The 15,815-nt window shown below is 41.0% G+C and carries 13 protein-coding genes; 8 read left to right on the top strand and 5 right to left on the bottom strand.

The annotated features are described in order from the left end of the window. Window positions 1–362: 362 nt before the first annotated feature. The 5 genes from LVD17_RS07450 (at window position 363) to LVD17_RS07430 (ending at window position 4,043) form a co-directional block, all read left to right on the top strand. The gene (locus tag LVD17_RS07450; RefSeq protein ID WP_233765819.1) at window positions 363–833 is read left to right on the top strand and encodes a hypothetical protein; all 471 of its coding nucleotides are present in this window, start codon (window positions 363–365) and stop codon (window positions 831–833) included. 86 nt (window positions 834–919) lie between these two features. Next, entirely contained in the window at window positions 920–1,312 is a 393-nt protein-coding gene (locus LVD17_RS07445) for a DUF6678 family protein (RefSeq protein WP_233765818.1), read from the top strand. Then, window positions 1,299–1,895, top strand: a complete 597-nt coding sequence (locus tag LVD17_RS07440; protein WP_233765817.1) for a hypothetical protein — start codon at window positions 1,299–1,301, stop codon at window positions 1,893–1,895. The genes LVD17_RS07445 and LVD17_RS07440 overlap by 14 nt, the downstream gene beginning before the upstream one ends. 63 nt (window positions 1,896–1,958) lie before the next feature. Next, the gene (locus LVD17_RS07435) at window positions 1,959–2,585 is read left to right on the top strand and encodes a class I SAM-dependent methyltransferase (protein WP_233765815.1); all 627 of its coding nucleotides are present in this window, start codon (window positions 1,959–1,961) and stop codon (window positions 2,583–2,585) included. Between the two features lie 243 nt (window positions 2,586–2,828). After that, window positions 2,829–4,043 carry an energy transducer TonB gene (locus LVD17_RS07430; protein WP_233765814.1) on the top strand — a complete coding sequence of 405 codons (1,215 nt, stop codon included), beginning with the start codon at window positions 2,829–2,831 and terminating at the stop codon, window positions 4,041–4,043. Window positions 4,044–4,380: 337 nt separating this feature from the next. On the opposite strand, the gene LVD17_RS07425 is transcribed toward LVD17_RS07430, so the two are convergent. After that, entirely contained in the window at window positions 4,381–5,634 is a 1,254-nt protein-coding gene (locus tag LVD17_RS07425) for an aminotransferase class V-fold PLP-dependent enzyme (RefSeq protein ID WP_233765812.1), read from the bottom strand. Between the two features lie 11 nt (window positions 5,635–5,645). Next, window positions 5,646–6,023, bottom strand: a complete 378-nt coding sequence (locus LVD17_RS07420; RefSeq protein WP_233765811.1) for a Rid family detoxifying hydrolase — start codon at window positions 6,021–6,023, stop codon at window positions 5,646–5,648. A 120-nt stretch (window positions 6,024–6,143) separates the two neighbouring features. On the opposite strand from LVD17_RS07420, the gene LVD17_RS07415 reads away from it, so the two are divergent. After that, window positions 6,144–6,599 carry an Lrp/AsnC family transcriptional regulator gene (locus tag LVD17_RS07415; RefSeq protein WP_233765810.1) on the top strand — a complete coding sequence of 152 codons (456 nt, stop codon included), beginning with the start codon at window positions 6,144–6,146 and terminating at the stop codon, window positions 6,597–6,599. A 93-nt stretch (window positions 6,600–6,692) separates the two neighbouring features. Here LVD17_RS07415 and LVD17_RS07410 read toward each other — a convergent pair whose 3' ends face one another. Continuing rightward, window positions 6,693–8,069, bottom strand: coding sequence for an eCIS core domain-containing protein (locus tag LVD17_RS07410; RefSeq protein ID WP_233765809.1), 1,377 nt, complete (start codon window positions 8,067–8,069; stop codon window positions 6,693–6,695). Window positions 8,070–8,648: 579 nt separating this feature from the next. Here LVD17_RS07410 and LVD17_RS07405 point away from each other — a divergent pair. Beyond that, window positions 8,649–10,961 (top strand): type IA DNA topoisomerase, encoded by a 2,313-nt coding sequence (locus tag LVD17_RS07405; RefSeq protein ID WP_233765808.1) that lies wholly within the window; start codon window positions 8,649–8,651, stop codon window positions 10,959–10,961. An 18-nt stretch (window positions 10,962–10,979) separates the two neighbouring features. Here LVD17_RS07405 and LVD17_RS07400 read toward each other — a convergent pair whose 3' ends face one another. Together LVD17_RS07400 and LVD17_RS07395 are read right to left on the bottom strand one after the other, a co-directional pair. Further along, window positions 10,980–11,885: an SPL family radical SAM protein gene (locus LVD17_RS07400; RefSeq protein WP_233765807.1), complete on the bottom strand. Its 906-nt coding sequence runs from the start codon at window positions 11,883–11,885 to the stop codon at window positions 10,980–10,982. Between the two features lie 20 nt (window positions 11,886–11,905). Further along, a complete protein-coding gene (locus LVD17_RS07395) occupies window positions 11,906–13,762 on the bottom strand; it encodes a 7TM diverse intracellular signaling domain-containing protein (protein ID WP_233765805.1) in 1,857 nt (618 codons plus the stop codon). Window positions 13,763–14,286: 524 nt separating this feature from the next. Between LVD17_RS07395 and LVD17_RS07390 the strand changes: the two genes are divergently transcribed. Then, window positions 14,287–15,561: a tyrosine-type recombinase/integrase gene (locus LVD17_RS07390; RefSeq protein WP_233765804.1), complete on the top strand. Its 1,275-nt coding sequence runs from the start codon at window positions 14,287–14,289 to the stop codon at window positions 15,559–15,561. Window positions 15,562–15,815: the final 254 nt, after the last annotated feature.

Here is a 15,815-nt window from a genome sequence, read left to right as displayed (position 1 = left end):
TATTTTGATTATTACTCGTATAGGAAAAGTGGAAAGTATGGTTCTGTAAATTGGAAGGTAAATCTGCATCCAGTTTTGTTTAAACAGCCTTATCTGATCCTTAATATATACGATTTTAGAGATAGGTTGTATAAAAAAATGTATGGTTATCATACCGATGAAGATTATATCTGTGAATGGGGCTTTCCAGGTTCAGGATTGTTGATCCCAATGAAATAGATGGTCTCAATCAATTGGCGAAAATTCCATAAAACTTATCAATCCGTTACAAGCAACAACTTAAGTGAGAGATGGACAAATTAGCTTATTGTGTAAAGGGACAAATGAACTCCTGTGACAGACAATGAAACGGTTCACGAAAAATGAAAAAAATACTTCAAAAGAGATTGATTAAGATTGTAAAATGGGTTGTAATTGTCCTCATCCTATTTAAGGTTACTTTTTACCTTTTAGGGAGGCTAGATATGAAAAATACAATCAAGAGGAACAGTGGTATAGAAATATCCTACTTCTTTAAAGTTATGGAAAATAAGACATTTCATTACCCTGGAGCTTTTGATAGCGATTATACCTGGGTTTTCAAGTTGAAGGTGAGTGAAAAGGATATAAAAAAAATATCAGAGCAGATAGAAAATTCGAAATTTTATAATGCCAAAGATGATTACAGCAATTCAATTTATGACTCTTTGACGACTTATAATTTAAAAGGCTATTGGGTCTTAGATAAAAACGTCTATGAATTTTATCAAGCAGTAGAGCAGTGGAAAGAAATAACTACCATCCAAATCGATCGATTAGAAAGGACAATTGAAGTAAATCTAACGCATTTATAAGCCCCATAAACTATCAGTAGGAGTAAAGAGGATTTTGTTAATTGAGGCACAAGCGGACGCTTTCGCCAGGGAATGATAGGAACAACATGAAACCTGAAGAGTTAGATAGTTATTTACATTTGAAATACAGTGGTTCATTTATGAATAATGCAAAATGGATCAAATTGCTGGAACATTTGACCAGTGTCTTGGGAGCGGTTCATCTATATTATAAATTGGTCTATTCTGATGAGTTAAGACTAACTTCCTTTGATGCCCCAGATACTGAACCTTTCTTTATTGAGCCAATTTTATACAAAGAAGTGGAATGGGTCATCTTCCCAAAAGAATATAAAGATTATGTATCACCGAATAATCTCAAGGCAGGATTGACGTCATACAACCAAAATATTGAGAAAATAGAGCAGGAGATTTGCTCAATTGGTGAGTTTGAAATTGAATGCTCTAATTTGGGCTTAAAGCTTTATGGATATAGGTAAACCAAGCAGGTCATATAGAATGCACCAGGCACAAGAACTACTGAAACACAAATTCCATCAAAATGTTGTCAAAAGTCTGGCATCTAAACTGGGTATTCCACATTTAAGATCAGGAAATGCTACCATAAGAGATAATAGGGGATGGAGAATAGATGAATCTATTGAATACTGCTGGTTAATTGGCATATCCAAGTCCTTTGTAGGTTGGTGTTGGTTATATTCTATAAAATTCAATCAAAACTCTTTTAGGAAAAAGAGTAATCCTGATGAGCTAATACAAGGGATTTTTACCGTTGATAAAGAAGGGAAAATTGGAGAGTTTTATCAGAAGCATCGACCTCAAGATTACGTCGATAAGATAAGAAGATTGACATCATATGATCTGTTTGATGCGAATAGAGGGCTGACCCTGGATGGCATTGGATATGAATATTTTGTTTTTGCTCCAAATGCCGAAATAAAAATTTCCCTTAATAATCCGAATTCAGAAAACTGGAAAGTTTGGGAAAATGAGGTTTGGAGAGTTGGAAGGGAGTTATCGCTGAATTCTGGCATTCAGGTATCAAAGGAACTGTTTGCATAAAGGCACAAGCGGACGCTTGCGCCAGAGAGTAGAAAAATGCAGAAAATTTAACTATAAAACATCATGACAGAATTTTGGGAGTCAAGTTTCAGGGACAAGCAGACCATGTGGGGATTTGAACCGGCTGACTCTGCTATTGAAACGGCCAGTTTATTTCAGCATCACGGACTTAAAAAAGTACTAATTCCGGGATTTGGCTATGGTAGAAATGCGAAAATTTTCATTGACAGCGGCTGTGATGTCACCGGAATAGAAATTTCGGAAACGGCCATTGATCTTGCCAGAAAGTACTATGGTGATAACATCAAAGTGTTTCACGGGTCAGTAAGTGTAATGCCATTTGACAAAGAAAGCTACGATGGCATTTTCTGCTATGCCTTAATCCATTTGCTGGACGAAAAAGAAAGGGCAAAATTAATCAGCGACTGCTACAATCAGCTTAGGCCTGGTGGTTACATGGTTTTTGTAACCATCTCCACCAGTGATAACGCCTACGGCAATGGTGAACGCTTAAGCAAAGACCGTTTTTTGACAAGGCATGGCGTTAATTTATTCTTTTATAATCAAGAGTCCATAACATCCGAATTCGGAGAATATGGACTGCTGGAAACAAAAGAAATAGAGGAGCCCGCCAAGAATGTAGAGAGCAGACCTGCCCAGAAGTTTTGGCAGATTGTGTGTAAGAAATGAGGTGTATCATAGCTCAGAGCCTTTTTCATAAACGTATTTATTAAACAAAAACTTGATCCATACTACTCACTAATCCCCCTTTGAAGGGGGCAGGGGGATGTTCTCCATCATGATAGATCAGCTAATTAACAATGAGAGAGAAGCTGCATTTACACCCTCTGCCTGCGGCATCTCCCTCAAGGGAGAAGTTTGTGACAAGTAAAAGCACCGTCATTGCTATTGGTTAAATATTATCTTTGTATTATGGGAAAAGCCTTAACGTTCCTTTTACTCATCATATTGACTATAAATTCGTTTGGTCAAGTCAAACTGGACAAGTTTGAAAAATTCGAGTGCCTGAATGGTTTTAGTGTGGACTATGAATTTAACAAATCACACGCTTCTATTCATGCGGCTGGTATTACAATATTTGACAAAAAGCTGGATGGCGGCAAATTGGAAATTTTTTTGGGGTTCCACGGAAATTGTTCGGATGCAGATAATGCGGGAGTTAGAGTCATAGGGGACACTATTGAGTTACTTCATGGCCCAAATTATACAGAAAAGATAGAAGATGACGGTAGTACTTCTTATGAGATAGAAGTTGCATTGTGCGATTGTTGCTTAAACTTCAAGTATTTTTTGAGTGGCCTTGACCCAAATATAAATTATGTACTCAAATTGACTAATAATGTTGCTGATGATTATTATGGAATCCCCATTGATGTTGTAAACAACAAAACACGCAGTATTTACTATCCACCTCAACGTGATACAGAAGAAATGTTTCTGTCATATATTCATAAGGCAACAGCAGATTACAAATTGCTTTTTAGGCTCTATTCAAAGTTTAGAGTAAACCGCTCCAGTAAAAAGTGGGACTTGAAAACTCAGGAAATCAATAAAACCTGGAGGGAGTTTCTGCATACTAGCAAGGCACTAAAAGACCCATTTGTACTTGAGGAACTTGGAACTCAAAGATATTCGGAATTGATCAAGCCTTTCTATGATAAAGTGGCTCAACTTACACCCAAACTTTGCAAAGAATATGAAAGGCTTCAGAGCAAGGGAATCTGGCGGAGTTGGTATGTGGAAGAACCCCTTGAAATTAAGATCACTGAAGAGGAACGGGAGGAGCTGCTATCCTCTGATTTTGCCTATATAATAGCTGAAGAGCAGCCAGAGTTGTTAATTAGTTTGGATTCTATCGACCAGTTCATTAATGATAAAATTGCCAAAAAAGGCAATAAATTCAAGGATATTGAAGGGAAGATCTATTTTGAATTTGTCATAGGAAAAGATGGTTCCTTACTGGAAAAGAACATCGTCAAAGGAATAGAAACAGCAATTGATAAATTTGTTGAAGGTCAATTACAGGAGTTAGACTTTAGGTTCAAACCGGCAAAAATGAAAGGGATTGAAGTGAAATCAAAGGTTATTCTCCCCATAAGAATAAAACGCAATCCGGATTTACAATAACTTAATTTTTAAGACAAAACTTCACCCATACTACTCACCAATCCCCCTTTGAAGGGGCACAATGCTATTATATTAAGGCCGGATTATATATTATTTCCCAGTAGAGTCTCTCGTAGAGGACTCTGCGGCCTTCGGAGGCACAATCTTTAATTATGGCAGGAGACCATTATCGGGAAAGGCGACGCTCAGCAAGGTGGCAACCTCTGCTTTAAGGCTATTACCCTCAGCCGGTATTAGCGAACAGTCAAGCTTTACCAAACTTATAGAAGTTTAGTAAAGCCGTCATTAGTTCTGTTTGTACCCGCGACTGGTTGGAGTTGCAACTACTGAGGTAGACTTACCTGATGATCTCGCTAAGGCTATTAACAAGCACATCCAGCTCATCCAGAGTATTATAGTAATGGGGGGAAGCCCTAACTGCCCAACTGACTCCTTTTTCATCAAAATCAAAAATGCCAAATTCACGGTAGCTCGGCACTACGTTTATTTTCCTTTTCAGCAGCTCACTTACAATAGTTTGTGGGTTACCATTGTTAACTGTAAATGTCACCAGACCTCCCAAGGCAGGGCCACGATCCAAAACCTGGATTCGATCTGTTTCTATCTCCTGAAGCTTTTGTCTTAGCATTTGAGAGAGGAGCCTTACCTGTTGCTCAATTCTTTCTTCTCCTATATTCCGGCAATATTCAATGGCTGCTTTGGTTCCGATTACCGTGGAGTAGGCAAACTCCCAATCCTCATAGCGTACCGCATCGGGCTGTTGCTTGTAGGTATTGTGTTCAGTCCATGTGGCGCCACGCATATCGATAAACATCGGTTCCAGACCAGCATCAAGTGCCTCATCAGAAATGTATAAAGCCCCAGTACCGCGCGGGCCTCTCAAAAATTTCCGGCATGTCATGCTCAAAAAGTGACACTGGAGCTTCTGCACATCCAGCTTCATTTGTCCGGCCGACTGGCAGGCATCCAAAATATACCAAGTGGTATGGTTGCTCTCTTTTAAATAGCTACTGAATATTTCTGCAATTTCATCTACAGGCTGGACCAGTCCGGAATTGGTTGGGATGTGTGTTATCGCCAGTAGCCTGGGGTTGTATTTTTTTAGCTTTTCGCCCAAATCCTGCAAATCTACCCCACCCCCTGGGCTATTGTTGATATGAACGACCTTAACCCCCAGCCGCTTTTGCAAAGAAAGGAACTGGATCTGGTTGGAAACAAAATCATCTTTATCCGTAAGTATCACATCTCCGGATTCAAAGGGAATAGAAGACAATGCCCTCGTATAGGCATCAGTGGCACTGGCTGTAAAAGCGATATTTCGGGGCGAGCAATTTAGCAGCAGGGCCGTTTGAGTGTAAAATTCTTTTATCCCATCTGCCCGTAAAGCTGAGGCCTCATAACCACCTATTTCTGCCTCTAGTGCTATATGATCAAGCTGTGACTGGGTAACGATATCCGGCATTAATCCTGCTCCTGCATTATTCAGGTGCACCACATGACTACAGCCTTTTGTTTCATTTCTGAACCTTTGTACTTCTTCTACTGAAAATGAACTTCCTGCCGGAAGCATAATCTTTTGATCTGAACTCATAAATGTCATATTTAATTGATTTCTGCGATTAATTCTATTTCTATCAGGGCATTCAGGGGCAGCCCTTTGACTGCTACAGTGCTACAGGCTGGCTTATGTCCATTAAAGCATATCTCATATGTCTCGTTCATTTCGGGGAATAATTGCATATCAGATAAAAACACATTGGTTTTAATCACATGACGTAAGGTGAGACCGGCCTCGTTTAAAACTGCCTCAAGGTTTTTGAGCACCCTTTGGGTCAGCGTCTGAATGTCATTTCCTTCAATTTCCATGGCCTGCGGATTTATTGGAGTCTTGCCCGAACAAAACAAAAGATTTCCGGAGCGTATTGCCTGGGCATATGGCCCAATTGCTTTTGGGGCTTTGGTGCTGTGAATGCTTTCCATACATAAGTGTTTTATGCGAAGCGCAAAATTAAAGGCGCTTGACAGATTAAACAGGGCAGATATGGCGTGTAAATGCATATTTTACCCTATTATTGACATGTAAATAAACAAATTATGCATATGCTGGATGAGTACGATAGAGGGATATTAAGATTACTGCAACAAAACAATAAGCTAACTGCTGAGGAGATAAGTGTAGAGGTCAATTTAAGTCAAAGTGCCGTTCAGCGTAGGATAGCAAAACTTAGAAAGGAAAAAATTATTGAAGCCGATGTATCCATTATTTCCCCCAAGGCTGTAGGTGTTGGGATTACCTGCGTAGTGGATGTGGTACTTCACGAGGGGAGCTCAAAGGCCATCGATAAATTCAAGGCGAGCATACAGCAGTGCGTAGAAGTTACCCAATGTTATTATGTTACGGGTACTTATGATTTTGTACTGATCGTCAATGTAAAGGACATGCAGCACTTTGAAGAGTTCTCTAAAAGGCAGCTAATGGATAACCCTAATTTAAAGCACTTCTATACCCATGTGGTGATGGACAAAGTTAAGGTCAGCTATGGTGTTGATATTTGAGCATTGAATATTTAAAAGCTGTACTTTGTGGGTAAAGCACAGAGCCCTTCGCGAGATTCACGAAAGACTCTGCTGAGAATGGGGTCATTACTACTAATGTTCGTAGGTAGTTGATCTTTCTATCAGTGATCCCCCTCTTACAATCATTTGCCCTGAGGCAGACATTTTATCATCCGCCTTTTTGTACCAGGCATAACTGATCTCCCTGAGCAGGTCTATATCTTTTCGGTTGTTAATGGTAATTGTACCATCACCATTCCTCAAGTCTTTAATGACGCTTTTTACAACACGCTGATATCCTTTATTGACGCTTAAATATGCGTTCCTGGTAATATGTTTTTTGATTTTGGTCATTTGCTGCAGCATCTTTTGCTGTTTTTGAGGAGTAGGTGGAGTAAATTTCGTTGCATTCTGATCCTCATCAAAGAAACGAAGTATGTCGTACAAAGCATGGCCTCCCGAATCTTTCATGTCCTTGTAGCTTTTGAAGATCATGGTAGCGCGCACAAGATCATTAAGCCGGCTGGCATCGCCTTTATACTTCATACCAACCTTCTTTGTAGCACGTGGACGTTTCTTTAGTCCTTCCGGTACTTTTGCTTCTATGGCTCCATACCGCTTTCCCAGCTTTTTAATTTCTTTTTCAAAGTGCTGGTGCACCAGCTCCGCCCTGTCATATAGCTGATCCATATCATGTGTGTTTTGGTGCATCTTACCTTTTTTATCCCTCGAAACCTGATCTCTATGCAGGTGATGGATAATATCTATGGCCTGGTCTTTATTCAGTTGTTTTAAGTTCTTCCCTGCATGTTTTTTAATAATGGCCCAGGCTTTGCCCTTATCGATATCATTATTGTTTACATCCTTGTAGAAGGATCCCGATTTATCAAAAAGGTCCTGGTCTGTTACCTGCTGGTCAAACTCGTCTTTGGTAATTCTTTGCACTGGAGATGTTGAACTGGCCATTCTACCCTTTTGAACTGATTTTCCCCCTACAGCACTTTCGGTATCAAGGGCTTTGGCCCCCATAACGTCTGCCTCCTTTTCCAGCCCTGCATTATTATTGATACTTACACCTTTTAGCTGGGTAGTAGCTTGCACGCGACCCTGTTTTTGCTGTACCACATGCCAGGCTTCGTGTGGCAAATGCTGCTCTTGTCCTGATGCCAGATGTATATCCGTACCCTGTGCATAAGCATGTGCCTGCAATTGGGCAGGCTTATCAGAGTTGTAGTGCACTTTGACATCATCCATAGAGTGACCGGAAAGGTTCTCAATCCCTGATTTAAGATTATCAGGCAAGCCTGTATTATTATTCTTGCTGACCGCCTGCCTTTGGACAGGTAAACCGGCCTGATCTAAGCTCGACCGGTTGAGACTGTTTTTGCTTCCCATGTCATTGTCTAAACTACTTTTATTACCAGCCAGGCGATTTCCTGGTGTGCTACTGCTCGATAAATTGTCCTTCATTTTTTTGGTTTTGGCCCAAACGGTTCATCCATTCAGCCTGGTTGATTTTTTATAAGTCTTACTTTCGGTTAGCCTTGGTTTTATGGCTTGTTATTGAAACAGGTGAAGAGAACTATCTTACAGTATCATTCGGAATTTTTTTAAGGAATGCAAAATGCAAGGGTTTAGAAGGTACTTACTCAACCATGTGAACAGAAGATATTTCCATAAATGAATGACATTCCACCCTTATGGGGCTTTACTCTATGACTTTCCAAAAGGCTTCACCTTTTGCTAATTGATTTCGCCTTTTTTCAGGGCTGGAAGCACCTTACTGCTTACTATTCAACCCGTTGACCTTCTCTGATTACCGTTTACTTTCCAAACCGACAACTTTTGCAAACTGCTTTTGCCGATTACCAACTTATCACAGGTTATCCTGTCCACTAACTAACCCCACAAACCCTTCCGCTGTAAAATAGATTTTGTATTTTCGCCAGTTGATTTGCCAGTGAGTATTGAGCACAGGAGTGTCAATAAATAATTAAGGCTTAGTGGCCTTAGCTTCAATGCTCAATACTAAAATCTCAATACTAAAATATGAAGGTCTGTATTGCCGAGAAACCAAGTGTAGCCAGGGAAATAGCGCAGGTAATAGGAGCTAACGCTCGTAAAGAAGGATACTTTGAAGGCAATGGCTATCAGGTTACGTGGACTTTCGGGCACTTTTGCACGCTGTATGCCCCGGAAGATTACCAGCCGCACTGGAAGCGGTGGGATTTGAACACGCTGCCTATGCTGCCGGAGCGTTTTGAAACCAAGCTTATGAAGGACGGCGGCGTTAAAAAGCAATTCAACGTAATTAAAAGCCTGCTGCAAAAAGCCTCTGTAGTCATCAACTGTGGTGATGCCGGCCAGGAAGGAGAGTTGATACAGCGGTGGGTAATCAAAGAAGCCAAATATGAAGGAGAGGTTCAGCGCCTCTGGATATCGTCACTTACCACCGAAGCTATTAAGGCTGGATTTGAAAAACTGAAACCAGCACAGGAATTTGATAACCTCTTCTATGCGGGAAGCTCACGGGCTATTGGCGACTGGCTGCTTGGTATGAATGCCACCCGGCTCTATACACTTAAATACGGTGGCTTTAAGCAGGTACTATCCATCGGACGCGTACAAACGCCTACTTTGGCCATGTTAGTGAACCGGCACTATGAAATAGAAAACTTTGTGCCTCAACCTTACTGGGAGCTGCAAACCATTTACAGGGAAACCAAATTTAACAATACCACGGGTAAATTCTTTTCCAAAGAGGAAGGGGAAGAACTTCTCAACAAGGTAACGGGTAAAGATCTTGTTATAACCGGAGTTGAGAAAAAAGACGGGAAAGAGTATGCCCCTAAGCTGTTTGACCTTACCGGTTTGCAGGTTTATTGCAACAATAAATTTGGTTTTACTGCCGAGATAACTTTAAAGTTGATTCAGGGCCTTTATGAGAAAAAGGTAGTGACATACCCCAGGGTAGATACTACATTTCTACCCAATGATATGTACCCTAAAATACCCGGCATACTTCAGGGGCTGTCAGATTACGCCAATTACACTGCACCTATCCTCGGCAAAAAGATCAGGAAGTCAACCAAGGTATTTAATGATAATAAGGTAACGGATCACCATGCGATCATCCCTACAGGGGAGCAGAAGCCGTTGAGCCCTGATGAACAAAAGGTATATGACATAATTACCAGACGCTTCATCGCTGTATTCTACCCTGATTGTAAAGTAGCCAAAACAGAGGTGAATGCAGAGGTGGAAGGGGTCAAATTTGTAGCCCGCGGTAAGGAGATACTGGACGAAGGATGGCGTGCGCTGTTCCCGAAAGAGAATAAGAAAAGCTCTTCGGATGACGATGATGAAAATAATGAGGATGACGAGGGGATTCTTCCTTCATTCGAAAAAGGGGAAAGTGGCCCCCACGAACCTTCATTTGTTGAAAAAACTACCAAACCTCCTAAAAATTACACAGAAGCTTCGCTGCTTCGGGCTATGGAAACTGCCGGAAAGCAGGTAGATGATGAAGAACTGCGCGACCTGATGAAGGCCAACGGTATTGGAAGGCCGTCTACAAGAGCAAGCATTATAGAGACCCTTTTTAAAAGAAAATATACTCAAAGAAGGAAAAAGCAAGTGTTGCCTACGGAGATGGGTATACAGCTTATCAACACCATACGAAATAAACAGTTAAAGTCGGCCGAGCTTACGGGGCATTGGGAAAAGAAGTTGAAAGAGATAGAACAGGGCGAGTTTGGTGCTGGGCAGTTTATAGCCAACATGAAGAAGATGGTAGATGACCTGGTATCGGAAGTGCGCCAGGAAGCAGGTAAGCCTATAGTAGCCGCTCCTAAAGCTGGCGCCAATAAAAAAGCTACCAAAAAGAACACCTCGAAGGGAATGAAATGCCCAAAATGCTCCTCCGGGAATATGCTTAAAGGCAAGAGCAGCTATGGATGCAGTGAATGGAAAGCCGGATGCAATATGCGGGTGCCTTTCACATTTATGAGCAAAAAGTTCACTGACAAGCAGGTACAAAGGCTGCTTGACAAAAAGGCGACCACCAAACTCAAGGGTTTTGTGCTCAATGGTGAAAAAGTAGAGGGAGTGGTGAAGCTGACAGAAACCTTTGAGCTGGAATTGGAGAATAAAACCAGGCCGAAGGCACCAAAACCAGCCAATAATGGTATGCCTGCATGCCCTCGGTGCGGTAAGGGCACTTTGATAAAAGGGAAAACTGCCTATGGCTGTAGCCAATGGAAAGCCGGTTGCGATTTCAGGTACTCCTTTGCTGATATAAAGTCAAAAGCCAACGGACGCCCATTAACGAAAGAGTTGGTCTTGCAGATCATTTCGTCATAGTTTAAAGCACCGAAAAAGTTAGTAAGGTTTGCCTGGAGCTGTAATGCTGCCAGGTATTTTGTATTCATCGCAAAGCTCTTTCATCTTTTCTGCGAAGGCTTTTTGATAATAAGCAGGCATCTGATAACCCTCTTGAAAAAAGCGGATATACCTCTCTTCAAGCTCCGGAAAATGTGCTCTGATAGCTTTCATCACCAGGGTTTTGCTATCGGCGGAGCCATTGCCAAACAAAGTCAGTGTAGCCGGAAGTATATAGCTAACGTTTAAAGCTTTAAATGTAGAGAAAAACAATGTCAGGTTTTCTGTGGTATCCGAAATGAAGGGAAGCAAAGGCATGAGGCTTACTCCGGTATGAAAACCCTCCCTTATTGCTTTTTCGAGTGCTTTCAGTCGTTTGGACGGCTTGGTAGCACCTTTTTCAAATATACCGGCCACTTTTTCATCCAATGTTGAGAATGAAAATGATATAAGGGTTCCTCGTCCGGGAGATGATTGCAGATCATGAGGAAGTATGGCATTTTGGTCTATCTTGTGCAGCAAGTCGAAGTCACGCACCACCAGGTCTGATTTGGTAATGATATGTACAGGGAATCGGTGCCTGGAGATTACCTCAAGAGCTTGCAGGGTGAGTTCATACTTCTTCTCCACCTGAAGATAAGGATCAGTAGCCGAGGAAAGTACAATATAGCCATATTGGCCTTTCTTTGCCCTGTTGAATAACTGCTTGTCCAACACTTCAATGGCATTGGTTTTTACAGAAAGGCTTTGTTCAAGATTGGTGCCGTACTTGCTACCCCTGATATAGCAGTACAGGCAGTTGAATGAGCAACTGCTATACAGGTTCACTGTATAATCGTCGAGAAACCAACTGTCACGCTTTTTGGTTTTATTCAGTATCGATTTAACTTCTATTTCCTTTGGCATAGGCTTTTTGAAGCTGATTGTCAGTCTCCCAGGTGAGCAGAAAACAGGTCATGGATCAGGACACTTTTACCCTCATTTTCAGCCGTATCATATACACTTTCTATTTTCTTTTTAAAGTTCCAGATCGTATTCCGGCGCAAGTCCAGGATCTCCGAAAGCTCGTCAAGCGTATAGGAGTTTTGACGGTTATTGGTAATGTATAAAATGTAGAAAGCTTTTTCGATCGGAAACTTGATGCGGTGGAAAACGGTGTTGCTCGTTACCGATTCATCGTACCCGCATTTGGAGCATCTGCGTGAAAATTTGGTATGCCCGGGCGAATATTTGTTGTTTCCGCATTTGCTGCATTCATAGCCTTCCGACCACTTCAGCCTTTCCAGAAACTTAAAACAACTGATGGGGTCCGGAAATATTTTGTTGAATTGCTCCAGCGTCAGGTTCTTGTTCACCAGGCGGTCTTGCAGTATCTCTTTGATGTTGTTTTTGAGTTTCCAGTTATCCAGGTCAAGCATCGAATTGATCTTGTTGATCTCCTTGGCCTGTTCGATCATTTTATTGTTGGCCTCCTCCAACTGCAGGTTCTTCTCCTGCAACTGGGTGGTGCGCCTGGCCACGAGGTCTTCCAGCTCTCTGTTGACCTTATCTTTGAGCTTAACGTTTTCCTGATGCTGAATGATAATCCTTTTCAGCGCACGGTCACGATTGTCCTTCAATATCCTCACCCTGTCACTCAGGGCGAAGGTAAGGAACAGCATCTCAAGTAGGAAGCCGATATGCAGGCTGTAGTAGGAAATGATCCCGAAAGGAACAATGGAAAGGTTCAACAAAGCCTTGAACAGAAAGCCCAGGAAGAGTATGCCATAGGCCATAACGAAGAAACGTGCTGGCTTGTAACCTCTGATCAGTACATGTATACCGGCGTAAAATATCAGGGACAGCGGGATGATCTCAATATTTCGCCATTCGAATAAAGTCTGGTCAAAAACAAGGGCGTACGCAAATAGCACTGACCTCATAATCAGTACTACATTGATGATGCGGTGAAGCTTTCGTGCCCTTCTTTTTGTATTCAGGAAACGCTGACCAAAGATAACTGCCCAAAATATCAACGAAAAAAGTGCTGCACCATAGGCTATCTGGTTCCACGCAGGCCAACCAGGCCACAAATACTGATAAGCTATGCCGTCCACACACATGGCATAGACGCCTACGCTCAAAATATAGAAAGTATAATACAGGTATTTCACCTCTCTGATGGCTGAAAAGATCAGTAGGTTGTACAAGCTGATGATCAGGATCATGCCATAGAAGATGCCATAAAGAAAATACTCATTGAGTGCATAGTATATAAAACGATCAATAGTACGTACCGCAATCCGGATATCAGCATAGGCATGGGACCTTATCTGAAAGTAGAAAGTTTGCAGGCCACTCAGGTTGGAGTTTAAGGGTATTTCAAAGTTTTTATGCTGAAAAGGCTTTTGATCGAAGTCGTACATGTCTCCCATGACCAGTTTTTTGAAACCTCCGTTAGGCTGAGGGATGTACGCCTCCACATGGTCGATGGACTGATCGTAAAACTCCAGCAGCCAGTGCTCATTGTGGTGTTCAGGAATTTTCAGTGTTAACTTTACCCAATAAGCCGAAGCCGTATTATAATCTTTGGGAGTAAAGTCAGGCTTCATATAAAAAAGGCGTGGGTTCCTTCTTACCTGGTCAAAATCAACATTATTCAGTGGGTCTTCATAAATCTGAAGCTGATTGATAGGGATGATCTGTTCATCTACTTCGGGGTCCAGGGCAATAATTTGCCCGGTAACTGCTAAACTCGCAGGGAATATCAGTAAAAAAAATAATAAAAATCTGGCTATCTGCATTACAACTCTCTCAAAACCACCCTTGAAGATAAGTAATTTTGGGAATTGTTGAGAGGTTGAGGGTATGTACGCTGGCTAAGTTATCGGTGACCGGTAAGGAGTAATTGGTAACTTGAACACTGCACTTCCCTGATAAGAGTTGACCTGATTAAATTAAAATTGTTTACTGTTCAAATAGTTTACCGTGACTATTTAACATCAAAACACCCCTATAATCCCTTCCAATAATCTAACACACTTCCGATCTGGTTACCATTTACCGATTACTGTTCACCGTTTCCTCACGCAATAATCCCATATCAAAAAAAATCGGCAACCAGTGAAAACTCACCGATTACCGATCAATGAAGTCCTCCCCCTTAACCAACCAAAAAGTACCTTAATCAACACTTAAATACAGTTTTGCCATTCTGGCATTCCCTTTCAAACCATTAGAATCTTAAAAACTTGGCAAAAACTTGGCAACAATTTTGACAAGTGTAGCCTATACTTATTCATAAATCTAACAACAAAATTTTGAATCTATGGCAACACTTGCATTACGACTGGACAACCGAAATAAAAAGTCAAAAATTTTCCCTGTGGTTATCCGTCTTACCCACAAAGGAGTACCCAAAAGAATATCCACAGGTTTAAAGCATCTGGAGTCCGAATGGGACTTTAAAAACAATAAGGTTAAAAGTTCCTATGAAAATTCCACACGGGCAAACAGGCAGTTATATAACAAGCTCTCTATTGCCGAAGATGTACTCACCAGATACAGCTTTCACCTGAAAGATATGACGGTATATAATGTTGCGGATGCAATCGCAAAAGCTATTTCAGATGAAGCAGAGACTAAATCATCTGAACCTGCCATGGTGGGAAGAACCACTCTTTTTGCCTATGGAAAAAAAATAGAGCAGATGTATAGGCAATCCAAACAATATTCTTCGGCACGAATGTGTAAATACAGCGTTGATGAAGTTTTAAAGTATCACGGAAATAATAGGTTGCTCATCACTGAAATAGATGAAATGTTCATATATGGATTTGACGCTGTTTGCAAAAACAGAAATTTACAAACCAGTACCATATCTATAATACTACGCTATATAAGGAGGATCTATAATCTTGCTATCAAAGATAGAAGCACGGAAGTTGGCCGAGAACATTATCCGTTTGGACAATTAGGCTACAGTATAAAAAAAGGTGAGTCAAACAAACGAGCGGTAAAAGACGATTATATACAAATTATTAAGGAATTATCTTACCCACCGGATACAAAGGTATGGCATGCCCGAAATTACATGCTGTTCATGTTCTATTTAAGAGGAATGAATTTTGCAGACCTTGCCCATCTAACCCGAGATTGTATTGCAGAAGGACGGTTGAGATATAAAAGAAGAAAAACAAAACGAGGGGCCAACGTTAAGGAATTTAATTTCAGTATTCCGCCGGAAGCACAAGCTATACTCGATTATTACCTGAAAGAAAAAAGGCCTGGCAACCTTATATTTCCCGTACTTGAAGATGTTATTGAAGACCCTGATGGTGAAGTAATACACAAGAAATACGCCACCAGGCTTTCATCCTTCAACCAATTACTGGCAAAAATAGGCAACGCAGCTGACCTCCCTATCCGACTTTCCAGTTATGTAATAAGGCATACCTTCGCAATGGCCGGCAAAAACAAAGGAGTGTCCAAAGCAGTAATCGGTGATATGCTTGGGCATACGGATTATGCAACAACGGAGGCATACTTTTCTGAGTTTGAACAGGAGGTAATGGATGATGCGGCAAGCGTGATTTTTGGGTAATATTATATCGGATGAAAGGAAGGCGGTTGAAATCTAATTAAACCGCCTTTTTTAGTTTTTATGTTAATGGCATAGTGATTGTATCAATGCAGTGCTTTCTATTGAAGTTTCAATAGGGTCAGCTTTTCAAAACAACGGGTTCTAATTAAATTTTCAGATTTTATGTTCACCTCTTAACTATATCTGACACTACATATCACGCGATGTATTTTTTGTGTAAGTTTTAATTATTTTTTTAACTATTTATAAAACAT

Source organism: Fulvivirga ulvae (assembly GCF_021389975.1).
GTDB lineage: Bacteria > Bacteroidota > Bacteroidia > Cytophagales > Cyclobacteriaceae > Fulvivirga > Fulvivirga ulvae.
Note: the sequence above shows the minus strand (reverse complement) of the source record. Positions and strands in the feature narration are given on the sequence as shown.

Bases quoted from the DNA above. Each gene is read 5' to 3' on its own strand.
- LVD17_RS07450 (WP_233765819.1), top strand. From the start codon at position 363: ATGAAAAAAATACTTCAAAAGAGATTGATTAAGATTGTAAAATGGGTT.
- LVD17_RS07445 (WP_233765818.1), top strand. From the start codon at position 920: ATGAAACCTGAAGAGTTAGATAGTTATTTACATTTGAAATACAGTGGT.
- LVD17_RS07440 (WP_233765817.1), top strand. From the start codon at position 1,299: ATGGATATAGGTAAACCAAGCAGGTCATATAGAATGCACCAGGCACAA.
- LVD17_RS07435 (WP_233765815.1), top strand. From the start codon at position 1,959: ATGACAGAATTTTGGGAGTCAAGTTTCAGGGACAAGCAGACCATGTGG.
- LVD17_RS07430 (WP_233765814.1), top strand. From the start codon at position 2,829: ATGGGAAAAGCCTTAACGTTCCTTTTACTCATCATATTGACTATAAAT.
- LVD17_RS07425 (WP_233765812.1), bottom strand. From the start codon at position 5,634: ATGAGTTCAGATCAAAAGATTATGCTTCCGGCAGGAAGTTCATTTTCA.
- LVD17_RS07420 (WP_233765811.1), bottom strand. From the start codon at position 6,023: ATGGAAAGCATTCACAGCACCAAAGCCCCAAAAGCAATTGGGCCATAT.
- LVD17_RS07415 (WP_233765810.1), top strand. From the start codon at position 6,144: ATGCTGGATGAGTACGATAGAGGGATATTAAGATTACTGCAACAAAAC.
- LVD17_RS07410 (WP_233765809.1), bottom strand. From the start codon at position 8,069: ATGAAGGACAATTTATCGAGCAGTAGCACACCAGGAAATCGCCTGGCT.
- LVD17_RS07405 (WP_233765808.1), top strand. From the start codon at position 8,649: ATGAAGGTCTGTATTGCCGAGAAACCAAGTGTAGCCAGGGAAATAGCG.
- LVD17_RS07400 (WP_233765807.1), bottom strand. From the start codon at position 11,885: ATGCCAAAGGAAATAGAAGTTAAATCGATACTGAATAAAACCAAAAAG.
- LVD17_RS07395 (WP_233765805.1), bottom strand. From the start codon at position 13,762: ATGCAGATAGCCAGATTTTTATTATTTTTTTTACTGATATTCCCTGCG.
- LVD17_RS07390 (WP_233765804.1), top strand. From the start codon at position 14,287: ATGGCAACACTTGCATTACGACTGGACAACCGAAATAAAAAGTCAAAA.